Source organism: Pseudomonas sp. Root401 (genome assembly GCF_001425105.1).
In the GTDB taxonomy this organism is placed as follows: Bacteria; Pseudomonadota; Gammaproteobacteria; order Pseudomonadales; family Pseudomonadaceae; genus Aquipseudomonas; species Aquipseudomonas brassicacearum.
Window position 1 is genome coordinate 417,346 of sequence record NZ_LMDO01000001.1, and the last position, 15,714, is coordinate 433,059.

The 15,714-nt window shown below is 62.6% G+C and carries 17 protein-coding genes; 15 read left to right on the forward strand and 2 right to left on the reverse strand.

Going from position 1 to position 15,714, the window contains the following annotated elements; all coding sequences use genetic code 11:
- Positions 1–3 precede the first annotated feature (3 nt).
- The 9 genes from ASC85_RS01805 (at position 4) to ASC85_RS01845 (ending at position 8,910) form a co-directional block, all read left to right on the forward strand.
- Positions 4–1,494, forward strand: coding sequence for an aldehyde dehydrogenase family protein (locus ASC85_RS01805; RefSeq protein WP_057448005.1), 1,491 nt, complete (start codon positions 4–6; stop codon positions 1,492–1,494).
- A gap of 26 nt (positions 1,495–1,520) precedes the next feature.
- A complete protein-coding gene (locus tag ASC85_RS01810) occupies positions 1,521–2,315 on the forward strand; it encodes an SDR family NAD(P)-dependent oxidoreductase (RefSeq protein ID WP_003200796.1) in 795 nt (264 codons plus the stop codon).
- Positions 2,316–2,327: 12 nt separating this feature from the next.
- The gene (locus tag ASC85_RS01815; protein WP_003200797.1) at positions 2,328–3,368 is read left to right on the forward strand and encodes a VPS10 domain-containing protein; all 1,041 of its coding nucleotides are present in this window, start codon (positions 2,328–2,330) and stop codon (positions 3,366–3,368) included.
- 11 nt (positions 3,369–3,379) lie between these two features.
- Complete coding sequence (locus ASC85_RS01820) at positions 3,380–3,829, forward strand: VOC family protein (protein ID WP_003200799.1); 450 nt, start codon at positions 3,380–3,382, stop codon at positions 3,827–3,829.
- A 14-nt stretch (positions 3,830–3,843) separates the two neighbouring features.
- Positions 3,844–4,446: an amino acid synthesis family protein gene (locus ASC85_RS01825; protein WP_057448006.1), complete on the forward strand. Its 603-nt coding sequence runs from the start codon at positions 3,844–3,846 to the stop codon at positions 4,444–4,446.
- A gap of 25 nt (positions 4,447–4,471) precedes the next feature.
- Complete coding sequence (locus ASC85_RS01830; RefSeq protein ID WP_057448007.1) at positions 4,472–5,335, forward strand: alpha/beta fold hydrolase; 864 nt, start codon at positions 4,472–4,474, stop codon at positions 5,333–5,335.
- Between the two features lie 2 nt (positions 5,336–5,337).
- Positions 5,338–6,945: a bifunctional 3-(3-hydroxy-phenyl)propionate/3-hydroxycinnamic acid hydroxylase gene (locus tag ASC85_RS01835; protein ID WP_057448008.1), complete on the forward strand. Its 1,608-nt coding sequence runs from the start codon at positions 5,338–5,340 to the stop codon at positions 6,943–6,945.
- Positions 6,942–7,706 carry a 2-keto-4-pentenoate hydratase gene (locus ASC85_RS01840; protein ID WP_057448009.1) on the forward strand — a complete coding sequence of 255 codons (765 nt, stop codon included), beginning with the start codon at positions 6,942–6,944 and terminating at the stop codon, positions 7,704–7,706. The genes ASC85_RS01835 and ASC85_RS01840 overlap by 4 nt, the downstream gene beginning before the upstream one ends.
- Positions 7,707–7,968: 262 nt before the next feature.
- Entirely contained in the window at positions 7,969–8,910 is a 942-nt protein-coding gene (locus tag ASC85_RS01845) for a helix-turn-helix domain-containing protein (RefSeq protein WP_057448224.1), read from the forward strand.
- Between the two features lie 77 nt (positions 8,911–8,987).
- Here ASC85_RS01845 and ASC85_RS32015 read toward each other — a convergent pair whose 3' ends face one another.
- On the reverse strand, positions 8,988–9,197 hold the full coding sequence (locus tag ASC85_RS32015; RefSeq protein ID WP_156395602.1) for a hypothetical protein: 210 nt from the start codon (positions 9,195–9,197) through the stop codon (positions 8,988–8,990).
- On the opposite strand from ASC85_RS32015, the gene ASC85_RS01850 reads away from it, so the two are divergent.
- From ASC85_RS01850 to ASC85_RS01870, 5 genes are all read left to right on the forward strand, one after another.
- Positions 9,196–9,864 carry a GntR family transcriptional regulator gene (locus ASC85_RS01850; protein WP_057448010.1) on the forward strand — a complete coding sequence of 223 codons (669 nt, stop codon included), beginning with the start codon at positions 9,196–9,198 and terminating at the stop codon, positions 9,862–9,864. The two genes, ASC85_RS32015 and ASC85_RS01850, sit on opposite strands and share 2 nt — an antisense overlap.
- A gap of 76 nt (positions 9,865–9,940) precedes the next feature.
- Positions 9,941–10,747 (forward strand): ABC transporter substrate-binding protein, encoded by an 807-nt coding sequence (locus ASC85_RS01855; protein WP_057448011.1) that lies wholly within the window; start codon positions 9,941–9,943, stop codon positions 10,745–10,747.
- Positions 10,748–10,759: 12 nt separating this feature from the next.
- Positions 10,760–11,536 carry an amino acid ABC transporter permease gene (locus ASC85_RS01860; RefSeq protein ID WP_014337982.1) on the forward strand — a complete coding sequence of 259 codons (777 nt, stop codon included), beginning with the start codon at positions 10,760–10,762 and terminating at the stop codon, positions 11,534–11,536.
- Between the two features lie 2 nt (positions 11,537–11,538).
- Positions 11,539–12,318, forward strand: a complete 780-nt coding sequence (locus ASC85_RS01865) for an amino acid ABC transporter ATP-binding protein (protein WP_028236534.1) — start codon at positions 11,539–11,541, stop codon at positions 12,316–12,318.
- A gap of 42 nt (positions 12,319–12,360) precedes the next feature.
- On the forward strand, positions 12,361–13,971 hold the full coding sequence (locus ASC85_RS01870; protein ID WP_057448012.1) for a gamma-glutamyltransferase family protein: 1,611 nt from the start codon (positions 12,361–12,363) through the stop codon (positions 13,969–13,971).
- Between the two features lie 16 nt (positions 13,972–13,987).
- On the opposite strand, the gene ASC85_RS01875 is transcribed toward ASC85_RS01870, so the two are convergent.
- Positions 13,988–14,824: an IclR family transcriptional regulator gene (locus ASC85_RS01875; RefSeq protein WP_057448013.1), complete on the reverse strand. Its 837-nt coding sequence runs from the start codon at positions 14,822–14,824 to the stop codon at positions 13,988–13,990.
- An 82-nt stretch (positions 14,825–14,906) separates the two neighbouring features.
- Between ASC85_RS01875 and ASC85_RS01880 the strand changes: the two genes are divergently transcribed.
- Positions 14,907–15,713: an enoyl-CoA hydratase/isomerase family protein gene (locus ASC85_RS01880; protein WP_053184094.1), complete on the forward strand. Its 807-nt coding sequence runs from the start codon at positions 14,907–14,909 to the stop codon at positions 15,711–15,713.
- Position 15,714 lies beyond the last annotated feature (1 nt).

Consider the following 15,714-nt stretch of genomic DNA (forward strand, 5'->3'; position numbering starts at 1 on the left):
GATATGAACCCGATTCAATTGTTACCTGCGGTCGAGAAGTTCCTGTCGCAACCCGGGCGCCTGTTTATCGGCGGGACCTGGCAGGACGCCGCCAACGGCCGCCGGTTTGCCGTGGAAAACCCGGCCACTGAGAACATTCTGGCGGAAGTCGCCGAAGGCGGCGAACGCGACGTGGATGCCGCCGTCGCTGCCGCCCGCGCGGCCTTCACCGGCCCCTGGGCGCAGCACTCACCGGCCCAGCGCGGGTTGTTGCTGTTTCGCCTGGCGGAACTGCTCGACCAGCATCGCGAAGAGCTGGCGCAACTGATCACCCTGGAAAACGGCAAGCCGATCGCCGCGGCCCGGGGCGAAGCGGCCAGTGCGGCCAATATCATTCGTTATTTCGCGGGCTGGCCGACCAAGATCGAAGGCAGCACGCTGCCGGTATCGCCGTCCAGTGGCGCGCCGATGCTCAACTACACCTTGCGCGAGCCGGTGGGCGTCTGCGCCTTGATCGTGCCGTGGAACTTCCCGCTGACCATGTGCGTGTGGAAACTTGGCCCGGCGCTGGCGACCGGTTGCGTCGCGGTGCTCAAGCCCGCCGAGCAGACGCCTCTGGTTGCCATTCGCCTGGTGCAGTTGATCGAGGCCGCCGGTTTCCCGGCCGGGGTGGTCAACCTGCTCACCGGTCTGGGTGTGCATACCGGCGCACCGCTGGCCCAGCACCCGGACGTGGACAAGATCGCCTTCACCGGTTCGACCCAGGTGGGGCGGCTGATCGCCCAGGCGGCCACCGGCAACATGAAGAAGGTCTCCCTGGAGCTGGGTGGCAAGTCCCCCAACATCATCCTGCCGGACGCCGATATCGTTCGTGCCGCCAAGGGCGCTGCCGACGGCATTTTCTACAACCAGGGGCAGGTCTGCACCGCCGGCTCGCGTCTCTACGTGCATGCCAGCGTCCTCGATCAGGTGCTTGAAGAACTCGAGCGTCACGCGGCCGCCCATGTGTTGGGGCCTGGCCTGGATCCGACCAGCAGCATGGGCCCGCTGGTCTCGGCCCGGCAACTGGGCACGGTGCATGGCTACCTGCAACGGGGCCAGGAAGAAGGCGCCGAGCTGATCTGCGGCGGTGATCGGCCGGCCCACCTGGAGCGCGGCCACTTCATCCGGCCCAGCGTGTTTCTCGACCGCGCCGAGCGCGCCTGTGTCGCCCGGGAGGAAATCTTCGGGCCGGTGCTGACCGTCATGAGCTGGACCGAGATCGATGAGCTGGTGCTGCGCGCCAACGACTCGCCCTATGGCCTGGCCGCCGGTCTCTGGACCCGTGACTTGCGTTCCGCCCATCGCGTGGCCGCCCAGTTGAAGGCCGGCTCGGTGTGGATCAACTGCTGGAACGTCGTCGACCCAGCCTCGCCATTTGGTGGCTACAAGCAATCCGGCTGGGGCCGGGAAATGGGTAAGAACGTGATCGATGCCTACACCGAAACCAAAAGTGTCTTCGTCGATCTCGCCTGAGCCGAACAATCACAAGAGGAACTGCTATGGATCTGGAATTACAAGGCCGCGTGGCGATCGTCACTGGCGGTGGCATGGGCATCGGCAAGGAAGTCGCGCGCTTTCTGTCCCAGGAAGGTTGCAAGGTGGTGATCTGCGCGCGGCGCATGGAATACCTCCAGCAAGCCGCCGAGGAAATCACCGCAGAGACCGGCAACGAGGTGCTGCCGCTGTTCTGTGACACCAACCAGATGTCGGCGGTGTCCGACATGGTCGAGGCTGCCCACAAGCACTTCGGTCGCATCGACATCCTGGTCAACGGCGCCGCGGCCCCGTCCGGTGTGGTGCGCAACGACATCGAGCACGCCGGCGACGACGAATTGCTCTCGGACCTCAACACCAAGGTGATCGGCTACTTCCGTTGCGCCAAGGCCGTGACCCCGCACATGAAGGCCGGTGGCTTCGGTCGCATCATCAACATCGGTGGCCTGACCGGACGTGGCAGCAAGGTCCTCTCGGGCATGCGCAACCTGGCCATCGCCCACATGACCAAGACGCTTTCCGACCAACTGGGCCCAGCCGGCATCACGGTCAATCTGATCCACCCCGGCGTCGTGGACACCCCCCACATCCAGGAGCTCTACGAGCGCGAAGGGATCAAGCAGGGCAAGACGCCCGAGCAGGTGGAGCAGGGCTACATCGACGCAACACCGATCCGACGCACCCTGGCACCCATCGAAATGGGCTGGCTGATCGGTTTCCTCGCATCCCCCAAGGCCGGTGCGGTGACCGGGGAATCCATTGGCATCGACGGCGGCTTGACCCGCGGCATCTTCATTTGAGGAGCAGCAGTGATGAGTAACGGAACCCTTTTGGTCGCCACCGTAGGGCAGGCGGTCATCCGCAGCGCCGACGATGGCCGTACCTGGCATCGCCTGGGCCTGGGCCAGGACCTGGAATTCGACGCGATCACCCGCTCCCTGAGCTTGCATCCGGGGACGCCTGAGGTGATCTATGCCGGCACCGATGTCGGCCTGTGCATCAGCCGTGATACCGGAGGCCATTGGCAGCGGGTGGATTCGCCCTTCAACGGCCAGACCGTCTGGAAGGTGGCCGTGGATCCTCAGGATGCACAGCGCATTTTCGTCGGCACCGGTGCGCCGTCGCGCGCGGTGCTGTGGCGCACCCTCGACGGTGGCCAGACCTGGGAACGTGCCCCGGTGGAAATCCCGGAGTTTTGCGAAGGGGTCAGCCGTCCGCGCTTGCTGGCTTTCGCCTACGACCCGACCGATCGCAACCAGCTCTGGTTCGGCCTGGAAGAGGGCGGGTTGTTCCACAGCCGTGACGGTGGCGATAGCTGGACCCGTGTCGATGACCGCCTGCTGTGGGACTTCAACTCGGACGTGCACAACATCGTGGTCCTGCCCAACCATGGGCAAAAGGTCATCGTGGTGGTGTGCGTCAACGCCGTTTACCGCAGCCTCGACGAGGGGCAGACCTGGACCGGCATCGTCGCCCGGGAAACCTTCGGCCTGTACTACGTGCGCGCCATGAATGCAGCGCTGGGCAGCGAGGATACGCTCTACCTGAGCATTTCCGACGGCACCCCTGGCACGACCAGCAAGGTGCTGGTCTCCCGGGATGCCGCCCTCAGTTGGGAAGTGCTGCCACTGCCGCAACAGCCCAACTCCTGCGTCTGGGCGATTGCCCTGAACCCTGCCGACCCTCGCCAGATCGTCGCCGGCACCAAGTACGGGCATCTGTTCACCTCCGAGAACGGCGGTGACGGCTGGCAGAAGCAGTGGCGTGAATTCAGTGAAATCGCTGATGTGCTCTGGACGCCCGCCGTGGCGCAAATCAAGTCCGGGCATCAATCCATCATCAAGAAAAACTGAGGTATCGCGCGATGAAAGTCGAAGTCGTTCGTACTCACCTGTCGCTGTCCGTGAGCGACCCTGAAGTGTCGGCGCGTTGGTACGCCGACGTGCTGGGCATGCATGAAAGCGCCCGGGGTGAAAGCTGGATCATGATGGCCTTCGGTGCCAAGCACCACGACATCGCGTTGCTCCGCGCAGCACCCGGGGCCCACCAGGGCGGCCTGGGGCTGCAGCACTACGGGCTGGAGATCGCGGGCGACATGACCACCCTGCGCAAGCTCTACGGCATGTTGCTGAAGAAGGGCGTCGAGGTGGTGAAGATCACCGACCACGAGATCGGTAACGGCGTGTATTTCAACGACCCCGATGGCAATCGCCTGGAATTCTTCCTCGAGTCCGAACACGACGATGCACGCGGCAAGGCCCGCTTCAAGGCCGCTGGAGCCCCCAGCCGGCATTTCGATCTCGACCCACTTTGAAAGAGACTTCTCTTATGAAAACCGCAAATTTCGCCAGTTACCACATCCGCAAATGGTACACCTTCGTCGAGGAAACCCTGGCCAACGAAACGGGCCAGTTGGCCGATGGTGAGCCGCTGTTCAAGTACGCCATTGGCGCGGTGATCGCCAACCCTTATGCCGGCCGTTTCAGTGAAAGCCTGGACGAGCTGATTGAGCCGTCACCCTTGCTGGGCCAGGAGTTTGGTCGGCGCATCCGGGTACTGGCGGGCCAGCACAAGATCGTCAGCTATGGCAAGGCGTGCCTGGTCGGCAGCCAGGGCGAGTACGAACATGGCAATGCATTGTTGACCAATCCGGCGGCGGATCCGATCCGCGTTGCATTGGGCGGCGGCAAATCCTGGGTGCCTTCCACCGGCAAGCGTGGCGGGCCTGGCGTGACCATCGATGTGCCGCTGGCTCACAAGGATGCGCTGTATGTCCGTTCGCACTACGACAGCATTTCGTTGTCGTTCGGCGATGGTCCGGCGGCCGACGAATTGATCATCATCTGGGCCTTCGCCACGCGTGGGCGCTTGCATGCGCGCCTGGGTGGCCTTGAGGCTGCCGACGTCAAGGGCAATGACGGCCTGTATTGAGGTACGGATCGTGGGAAGCAAACGAATGTCTGCAAACAGCCAGTTCTTCACCAATCGATCGGGGCTGCGCCTGCATTATCTGTCCTGGGGCAATCCGTCGGGCATTGCGGTGGTGCTGCTGCACGGGCTGCGCTCCTATGCCCAGACCTGGGATGGCCTGGTCAATGCATTGGGCGAGCGGTACTGCTGCTATGCCCTTGACCAGCGTGGTCGTGGCTACAGTGACTGGGCGGATGCCGCCAGTTACCGGACCGAGGCCTATGTCAACGATCTTGAAGATCTGGTGGCGCATCTGCAGTTGCAGCGTTTCGTCCTGGTGGGGCATTCCCTTGGCGGCACCAATGCACTGGAGTATGCGCGGCTCAATCCGGGACGACTGCAAGCGTTGGTGATCGAGGACATCGGCCCTGGTTCTTCGGTCAGCGGTGACGGCGCCGAGCGGATTCGGCGCGAGATGAGCCAGACACCGTTGTTGTTTCCTGACTGGGAGAGTGCCGCCCAGTTCTGGCTGCAAGCGCGACCTGGCCTCTCCCAGGAGGGGCTGGCTTCCAGGTTGATGTATTCCATGAAGGAAACGCTGGCTGGAATCGAATGGCGTCACGACCAGCAAGGTATTGCCCAGGCGCGCCTGAGTATTACCCCGACCGACCTGTGGCCGGCGGTACGGGCGCTGGATTGCCCGACGCTGTTCATTCGTGGCGCCCGTTCCGATTTCCTGCCCCTGGCGACCCTCGAGTCGATAAAGCAGGCCAATAAATGGGTGCGCACAGAGGAAATCGCCGACGCCAGCCATTACGTCCATGATGACCAGAGCGAGATGTTCAACCTTGTCGTCATGGACTATTTGTATGACCAGTGCCTACAACCACAACAACAAAGCGGTGAATAGCGATGAAGCAGGAGAAAACCCAGGTTGTCATCGTGGGCGGCGGCCCCAACGGGATCACGGCCGCTCATTACATGGGGCTGTACGGCATCGACTGCATCGTCCTTGAGTTGGCTGACGGCGTCCTGCCGTATCCGCGCGCGGTGGGCATGGATGACGAGGCCCTGCGTGTGTTGCAGGGCATCGGCATCGCCGAACTGGCCGCGCGCGACATGATCTGCAACGTGCCCCTGCGTTACTACAATGCGCGAGGCGTGTGTTTTGCCGAGGTCAAACCGAGCACGGCAAACTATGGCTGGCCGATGCGCAACATCTTCATGCAACAGTTGCTGGAAACGACGTTGCGCGAGCAGTTGGGCAAGCACGCCAGTGTCGAGTTGCGCCAGGGCCATGAAATGCTCGATCTGGAGCAGGATGCCGAGGGCGTGACCTTGCAGGTGCGCGATGCCCAGGGCGAGCTCTATCAACTGCAGGCGCAGTACGTGATCGGCGCCGATGGCGGACGTTCCAGCGTGCGCAAGAAACTCGGCATCGAACTGCTGGGGCTGACCCATCCGCGCAAATGGGTGGTGATCGACACGGCCAACGACTCCCTGGATGCACCGTATACGGCCCTGCATGCCGACCCTCAGCGACCTTTCGTCTGCATCTACTTGCCGTATCAGCAGCGGCGCTGGGAGTTCATGCTCCTGGAGGGCGAAGACGAGACCCGGATGTGCGAAGAGGCGACGATCCGGGACTTGATCCGTGGGCATATCGGCGATGCGGTCGATCAACTGGAAATCATCCGGATCCGTGCCTACACCCATAACTCTCGGGTCGCGGCGCGCTTTGTCCAGGGCCGTGTGGCCTTGGTGGGGGATGCGGCGCATATTTCCCCGCCCTGGGCCGGGCAGGGGCTCAATTCGGGCCTGCGTGATGTTGCCAACGTCACCTGGAAGCTCGCCGCGATCCTCCAAGGGCGGGCGTCGCCGGCGATTCTTGCCAGTTACGACCAGGAGCGCCGCGGGCACGCGACCGATCTCATCGCGTTGGCCGACAACATGGGCGCGGTCCTGGGGCTGACCAACCCGTTGATGGCCGGTGTGCGAGACTGGTTGTTCCAGGCCGTCAACAGCGTCGACAACCTTCGTTCGCACTTGCTGGAATTCAAGTTCAAGCCCAAGGCGACCATCACCAAAGGCCTGGTTCATCACGAGCGTGCCGAGTTGCATGAGGATGATCTGGTCGGGCAATTGTTCATCCAACCGTCCATCGAAGATGCCCAGGGCCAGCGCCGACGCCTGGACGAAGTGCTGGGGCATTCCTATGCAGTGTTGGGGTATCGGGTCAATCCGAGCGAACAGCTCAGCGAACAAACCGCCGCTTATTGGGCGCGCTGGGAGACGCGTTTCATCCAGATCAATCGCTCGCGCAGTGGCGTGGGGCGTAACCAGCCCTTGTCCGCCAGCGGTGCCATTTGCGTCGAGGACGTCGATAACCGCTTGGGCGAATGGTTTGCCAAGGTGCGTGACTGCGTTGTGGTGGTGCGGCCGGATCGGTTCGTTGCCGCGATCACCACACCCGAGCGGCTCGAAGGCGTCTTGCGCAAACTGGCGGAGCAACTCTCATGAAGCGTGAGGATGATTTCCTGGTCCGGCTCCACGATGCTGCGCAGGCCGTACACGCCTTGCCTTCGTTGGAGCCACAGGCCCTCGACCTGTCGGCGGGCTACACCTTGCAACGCGAGGCGCTGCGCCGGCGCCAGGCCGCTGGTGAGCGGTTGAGCGGGTGGAAAGTGGCCTTCGCCGGCCGCGCCGCCCAGGACCGTTTCGGTATTGATGAACCGGTATTGGGCGCGCTGACCGATGCCATGGCTGTGGAACCCGGCAGCACGGTGCCCCTGGCACGGCTGATCCAGCCCAAGTTGGAGATCGAGCTGGCGTTTGTCCTGGGGCGCACGCTGGTGCCGGATTTCTACAGCGACGAGGACATCCTCGCCGCCATTTCCGAGGTCGCGCCGGCATTCGAAATTGCCGATTGTCGCTGGCAGGGCTGGCGTTTCGGTGTCGGGGCGTTTCTTGCCGACAATGCCGCCGCGGGGTTGTATTGCCTCGGGGCCAGGGTGGGGTTCGATCCGGATCGACTGCCCGAAGTGAACTATCGCCTGGTGCATGACGGCGTGTCCTGCGGTGAAGGTAACGTCCTGGCGCGCGAGGACACCCCTCTGGCGAATCTGTGTTGGCTGGTCCGGCGGTTGCTGGCCGACGGGCAGCGCGTTGAAGCGGGGCAGGTGGTGCTGTCCGGGGCGTTGTTGGCGCCGATGGACGTCAGGGTCGGCGAATATCGTTTGCACATGCTTGGCACGGAACTGGCTTTGGTTTTCCAGCGATAAACACTGTTCACCGTAGGAGCTGCCGAAGGCTGCGATCTTTTGATCTTTTGATCTTTTGATCTTTTGATCTTTTTTCTTTCGCTTGGGATTCAAGTGTCTGGGGAAAGATCGCAGCCTCGTTGCACTCGACAGCTCCTACACAGCTCCTACACAGCTCCTACACAGCGTCTGGCACAGCATTGGCATAGCGTCCGGCACAGCGTTCGGCACAGCTCCTGCGCAGCATCAGGTAACAAGCACGCGTCACCGAGGAACAATGATCATGTTCGCCGAAGTCCGTACCTTCAATGATCCTCAGCAACACGCCGGTTCGATCCTGGGCTGGCAACAGGTCTATGACCAACTCGGGCGTGGCTGCCTTTCCAGCGAGCTGCGGCAGGTGTGCGCCGATCGTTTCCAGATCTTCCAGGAGGTGCTGGATAAACGGGTGGTGCAGCGCGGTTGCGCGCCCAAAGGGCGCTTGTGCATTGCCATGTCGCTGGGCGGTGCGCCGGTGGTCCAGGGGCACCAAGTGGGCGCCCACAGTGTCGTGCTGTTGCGCGATGGCGAGGACTTCGTCTTGCATGCCCCGGAAGGCACGCACTTCTTTGCGGCCAATGTCGACACGGTGCGGTTCGCCAAGCTGGCGGCCTACGAACTGTCGAGCGAACAGCTCAAGCGCCTGCAAAGCGTGTCCCAGGTCAGCGTGGATGAGGTGGTACTGCGCCGCGTGCAACAAAGGATCCACCCACTGTTTCGTCACCTTTTGGAACAGGCGGACGCGGTCAATCCGGCCTCGGAAAAAATCCTCGAAGACGTCCTGCTCAACGCCTTTCTCGACCTGTTCAGTCACGCTTCGGACGAGGTGCGTGGCCGGCGCGGCAATTTTGCCGTCAGTGCCTATCTGGTCAAGCGTTGCCAGGAGCTGGTCGTCGCCAGCGCAGAGGTGCCCTTGAGCATCCTCGACTTGTGCGAGCAATTGCGGGTGAGTCGCAGGACCCTGCAGAACAGTTTCCAGGCGGTCACCGGGATGCGTCCGGTGGAGTACCTGCGCAACCTGCGGCTCAATGCCGTGCGTCGGCGTTTGATCACGACCCGTGCGGCGGCACTCAACGTCAGTGAAATCGCCGTGGCGATGGGGTTTTTCCACCTGAGTCATTTTGCGGCCCATTACCGGGCGCTGTTTGGCGAGTCACCCTCGGATACGCCCAGGGCACCTGCATGATGGGCTCCAGATGCGCAGGCGAAATCCCCTCGCCACAATTAATCTAACAAGCCTTAAGTGAGCGGCCACCTGCGGTGTTACCGAAGCGTCATCCTGCACACATAAAGGGCAACCACTGAGCTGTTTGGTAGCACAGGTGTGCGATCCAGGGCTTCAGGCAGGCAGTCGTTTTCCTCGGCAAATTCCTTTAAATCAAACGCTTGCACGATTATTCGTGTGCTTGGCACGCATTCTGCTTTTTTGAATTCATGGATAATTGGATACAAAAATGCAGAAGGTGCTGCCATGCAATTTGTCCCGACTTACGCTGAACGCCCGCCGATGACCGCCGAGGAGGAGGCCTACAACTTCCTGCTCGATGCCATTTGTGGCGGTCGGTTACGCAAGGGCGACCGGCTGATTGCCGAGGACATCGCCAACGAGATCGGCATGAGCCGGATGCCGGTGCGCGAAGCCTTTCGCCGTCTGGATGCCCAGGGCCTGGTGACTCTGCGGCCCAATCGCGGGGCGATTGTCAGCGGCCTGGACATCGATGAGTTGCACGAAGTCTTCGAGATGCGCAGCGCCCTGGAAGGCCTGGCGGTCCGTGTCGCGACAGCACGAATTGGCGAACGCCAGTTGGCCGCCTTGGAGCGCTTGCTGGACGAGATGGACGATTACCGCGAGGAAAGCGCCGAGTGGGTCAGCCGCCATCGCGCGTTCCATGAATACCTGTGCAGCCTCAGCGGTCGCCCGCGATTGCTCAAGCAGATCAGTGCGCTTTATTCCCTGATCGAAGCGCCCATGCGCCTGTGGTTGCAGCATGTGGAAAAACCCCTGAGCGCGCGCCAGGAGCACATGCTGATTCTCGACGCCCTGCGTGCGGGCGATGCCGAGAAGGCCGAGGCGGTGGTGCGTGCGCACATCGAAGGCACCGTCCCTGAATTGATCGAGTTCCTGCAATCGAAAAAATAACGAGAGCGGGCTCCGAGCCTGCCCGTGTTCTGACTTTGAGTACTGCCCGTTACTTACTGAACTGGAGTGTCTGGTCATGCATAAGCCTCGCCTGTTGGTTGCCGCTTTATCCTTGGGTTTCTGTGCACAGTGGGCGGTTGCCGCGCCCGTTGTCCCGGAGCGTTTGCTCAAGGTCGATAAACTTGTCTACTGCTCGGGCATGGATTCGCCGCCGCTGGTGTCCTTCGATGAGGCGCAGAAACCCAAGGGACTGACCGTGGACCTGGGGCTGGAAATCGCCAAGCGCCTGGGCGACAAGAAGGTGGAATGGCGGGTCATTCCCTTTTCCGGGCTGCTCCCCGCGTTGCTGGCCCGACAGTGCGACATGATCGTCGACCAGCTGTTTGACAAGCCCGAGCGCCGCGAGGTGATCGACATCGTCAACTACATGTATTCCAGCCAGGCGGTGGTGGTGCCCAAGGGCAATCCAAAGGGCCTCAAGACGCTGCCGGATCTCTCCGGACACAAGGTCGCCGTACTTAACGGTTCCACCATCAAGACCCTGCTCGACGCCGAGAACGAGACCCTGGCCAAGGCCGGCAAACCGCCTATGAAACTGGTGGTCTACAACTCCGATACCGATGCCTTCCAGGCCCTGCGCATCAACCAGGTCGACGCCTACGGCACCACCGTGGAAACCGCCGGTTATTACGCCACCATGGCGCCCGACCTGTTCGAGGAAGGGGTGCCGGCCTTCAGCCGGATTCTCACCGGCCTGGGCATTCGCAAGGACGATCCGCAACTGACTGCGGCTGTGCAGCAGGTCATCGGCGATATGCGCAGCGATGGCAGCTACAGCCAACTGCTGGGCAAATGGCATGTCGCCAGTGACACGCTTGATTGAGGTGAACCACCGATGAATTTCAATTGGGATGTATTCTGGCAGTACCTGTTGCAGCCCAGTGGGGTGTACCTCACCGGGCTCTGGCTGACCTGCCTGATCAGTGTGCTGGCGATGCTGCTGGGCTGTGCCCTCGGGCTGGCCGCCGCGCTGTTGCGGTTGTCGAAGAACCCGTTGCTGCATTTGCCAGTGCGCTTTTACGTGTGGCTGATGCGCGGCACGCCGTTGCTGGTGCAGATCGTCTTTCTCTACACCGCGCTGGCCGCCGGCGGGATTTTCCGCTTCGAAGACATCGACCTCTTTGGGCTGGTGATCCCCGGCAATATCCAGGCGGCGATCATTGCCCTGGGCCTCAACGAGGGCGCCTACATGGCCGAGATCATCCGCGCCGGCATCGGTGCGGTGGACAAGGGCCAATACGAGGCCGGGCGCTCGCTGGGCATGACCTTCGCCAAACTGATGCGCCGCATTGTGCTGCCCCAGGCGTTCCGGGTCATCGTGCCGCCGCTGGGCAACGAGTTCAACGTGATGCTCAAGAACACCACGCTGGTCAGCGTGATCGGCGTACAGGAACTGTTGCTCAGTACCCAGATGGTCACGTCGGCGACGTTCCGGGTGTTCGAACTGTATCTGGTGGTGGCGATCTACTTCCTGTTGCTGACCACGTTGTGGGGCTTTTTCCAACGCTGGCTGGAGGCCCGTTTCGGTCAATCGGACCGACCCTCGTCACCGCCGCCGGCTTCGACGCGGATGTTCGGTCGCAGCACCCTGAACCTGCTGAGGGCACGTTAACCATGGCGCATAAAAGCGAAGAGCTGATTATCGAGGCGCTGGATGTCCACAAGTCTTTCGGCGAGCTGCAGATTCTCAAGGGTATCTCCCTGCAAGTGCGGCGCGGCGAAGTGGTGGTGCTGATCGGCGCTTCGGGCTCCGGCAAGACCACCTTCATCCGCTGCATCAACTTGCTGGAGGACATCCAGGGCGGGCGGATCCGTGTCAACGGCCGGGCCATGGGCTATCGCGAGCGGGCCGATGGCAGCCTGGTGCGTGAGTCGGAGCGCAACATCGCCCGTCAACGGCGGGACATCGGCATGGTCTTCCAGCGCTTCAACCTGTTTCCTCACATGACGGCCCTGGAAAACATCATCGAGGCGCCGATCCAGGTGCTTGGCGTGACTCGCGCCGCCGCGCTGGAGCAGGCCCGCGGCCTGCTGGAGCGGGTCGGCCTGGCGGACAAGGCCGATCACTACCCGTCGATGCTTTCCGGCGGCCAGCAACAGCGGGTGGCGATTGCCCGGGCCCTGGCGATGAAACCCCAGGCCATGCTGTTCGACGAACCCACCAGCGCCCTCGACCCGGAGACGGTCGGCGAGGTGTTGCAAGTGATGAAGGAGTTGGCCGAGGAGGGGATGACCATGGTCGTGGTGACCCATGAAATGGGCTTTGCCCGGGAAGTGGCCGACCGTGTGGTGGTCCTGGACCAGGGCGAGCTCATCGAGCAGGGGCCGCCGGAGCAGATTTTCTGTCACCCCATTCATCCTCGTACCCGGGCTTTTCTCAGTCGCGTGTTATGACCTTTCCCGGCCACTGAATTCCTGTATCGAAGAGCCTTCACCATGCTGAAATTTTCTGCTCACGAATATCCTTATCCGTCGCAACGCCAAAGCGTTTTCGCCCGTCGGGGCATGGTCGCCGCGTCCCAGCCCCTGGCTGCCCAGACGGGCATCGAAATCATGCAAAAGGGCGGCAATGCCATCGACGCCGCCATCGCCACCGCGGCCGCGCTGACGGTGGTGGAACCCACCGGTTGTGGCATTGGCGGTGACGCCTTCGCGCTGGTCTGGTGCAAGGGCCAGTTGCACGGCCTCAACGGCAACGGCCATGCGCCGGCCGCCTTGAGCATCGAGGCGGTCAAGGCCGCCGGCCACGAGCAGATGCCGCTCTATGGCTGGACACCGGTGACCGTCCCGGGCTGCCCGTCGGCCTGGGCCGAGTTGTCCCGACGCTTTGGCAAGCTGCCCTTTGCCGAGCTGCTGCAACCGGCTATCAGCCTGGCCCGGGACGGCTTTGCGCTGTCGCCGGTGGTTGCCCATCAATGGCAGGTCGCGGTGAACGAGTTCACGCCCCATCGTGATGCTGTCCTCGAGGCCTGGTTCGAGACTTTCCTGATCGAAGGCCGGGCACCATGGGCCGGGGAAGTTTTTCGCAACCCGGCCCAGGCGCGCACCCTCCAGGAGTTGGCCGACACCCGCTGCGAGAGCCTGTATCGCGGTGCGTTGGCCGAGCGCCTGGACGCCCATTCCCGGGCCAGCGGCGGCTACCTGCGGGCCTCGGACCTCAAGGATTATCGCGCCCAGTGGGTGGACCCCATCCACGTCAATTACCGAGGCGTGGATGTCTGGGAAATCCCGCCGAGCGGGCAGGGCCTGGTGGCCTTGATGGCGTTGAAGATCCTGGAAGGCTTCGACTTCGATCACCGTGACAGCCAACAGACCTGGCATCGCCAACTGGAAGCGATGAAGTTGGCCTACAGCGACGGCCTGCACTACATCACCGATCCTTTGCACATGCGCGTGGCGGTGGCTGACCTGCTCAGCGATGACTACAGTGCCCACCGGCGCGAGCAGATCGGCGAACAGGCCCAACCGCCCGCGCCCGGCGACCCCCACGCCAGCGGCACGGTGTACCTGGCGACTGCGGATGGGGAGGGCAATATGGTCTCGTTCATCCAGAGCAACTACCACGGGTTCGGCTCTGGCGTGGTGCTGCCCGACAGCGGTATTGCCTTGCAGAATCGTGGGCAGGAATTCAGCCTCGATTCGAGCCACGCCAACTGCCTGGCCCCAGGCAAGAAGACCTTCCACACCATCATTCCCGGTTTCCTCACCCGCAATGGCGAGGCCCTCGGCCCCTTCGGGGTGATGGGCGGCTACATGCAGCCCCAGGGGCATGTGCAGATGGTCATGAACCTGGTGGATTTCGGCCTGAACCCGCAAGCGGCACTGGATGCACCGCGCTGGCAATGGCTGGGGGGGATGAAGGTCGGGATCGAGCACGGGGCCTCACGGGACCTGGCCAATGCCTTGGCGCGACGGGGGCATGAGGTGCAGATCGCCAGCGACCTGACCGACTATGGCCGCGGCCAGATCATCCTGCGCGACCCGGCCAGCGGGGTGCTGTGTGGTGGTACCGAACCCCGGGCGGATTCGCATATTGCTGTTTGGTAAGGGCTGCCACAGACGATCAGTCGGCACGGGCGTCTGCCAGTGCCTGCCTGATCGCTTGCGCCAGATCCAGCAGCACCGCTGCATAACGTTCTTCCACTTCCTGCGCTGTTGCAACGGTCGCCAGACTGATGTTCAGCGCATGGCTCCGATAGGCCGGGTGTCCGAGCGGGGTGGCAATCGCCATGACCTCCGGCTGCCATGAGGCCACGCAGTACCCGCTTGCCCATACATGCCTCACCGCATCGTCGATCTCCTGGATCAGTTGGCTGGCGCGGGACTCGCATCGGCGCGAGCTGAACAGTTCCAGCAATGGCCGGCGTTGTCCTTCTTCAAGCCCCGATAGATAAGCCCGGCCCAGGGACGTCACGTCCATGGGCAAGCGCTGCCCGGCGAGCACATTGCGCGGCGACTTGCGCTTGCCCAAGCGAATCGACTCCAGGTAGATCATCTCGTCGCCATCGGCGGCGGCCAGGCTGACGTTGACCTGATGTTCGCGAGCCACTTGCAACATCAACGGCGTGGCGACCTGCAACAGCGTACTGGCGTGGTACATCGAATGCGCCAGCCCAAGCAGGGAGGGCGCCAGTCGGTAGGTGCCCGTTGTCGGGTCGTAATCCAGGAAACCGGCGTGAACCAGGGTCTGGGTCAACCGACTCACGGTGGATTTCGACAAACCGGCGATCTCGCTCAGATCACCATTGGTCAGGGACTCGGTGCCCGGCCGAAATGCCCTCAACAAATCGAGGCCGCGCTCAAGGGATCGGTTGAGCGGCGCCTTGCCTTGCCCGGGAATGTTTGCCGAAGCAAGGCCAGTGTCACCCTGTTCCAACAGGTGGAACGGTCGCGTTGTCATCAGGTTCGCTCTCCCGCAGATTGAATCCAAGCTTGGCTCAGCGCCGGGCAGTCAATCAACCGAATAATAAAAGAGGCACCGTATGACCAATCCTGAGCAATTGTCTTGCCCGGTCGAACTGTCTGTTGTCGAAGGCATCGCCACCCTGACCCTCAATCGTCCTCAAGCGCGCAACGCAATCAGCGACGACATGCGCTCGTTGTTGATCGAGCATCTGGAGCACATTGCGTCCGACAATTCGATCAAGGCGTTGATCGTGACTGGCTCCGGCAAGGGCTTCTGCGCCGGTGGCGACATCAAGGGCATGCAAGCACGCATGAGCGCTCCGGCCGGTTCCGTGGCGTTCAATGGCTGGAAACGCCAGCAACGGGTTCATCATGCAGTGTCGCTGCTGCACAACCTGCCCAAGCCGACCATTGCCGCGGTGAATGGCGCCGCGACGGGCCTGGGCTGCGACATGGCGTTGAGCTGCGATTTCATCGTGGCCTCCGAGCACGCCAGCTTTGCGATGAGCTATATCGCTCGCGGCCTGATCCCGGATGGCGGCGGCTTGTATTTCCTGCCCCGTCGTGTCGGCTTGCCCAAGGCCAAGGAACTGATCTTCAGCGGACGCACGGTGGCGCCGGTGGAGGCCCAGCGGATCGGCATGATCGATCGCGTCGTCGAGCACGATCATCTGTTACCGGCGGCCCACGATTGGGCGTTGCAACTCGCGGGGGGATCCGCCACGGCCCTGGCGTTGAGCAAGTCGATCCTGAACAACACCTTCGAGCTCACCCAGAGCCAGATCTTCGCCATGGGCAGCCAGGCCCAGGGCATTTGCTACACCTCCAGCGAGCATCAGGAATCGGTTGCCGCCTTCCTTGCCCGCAAGGCCGAGCGGAGCTGAA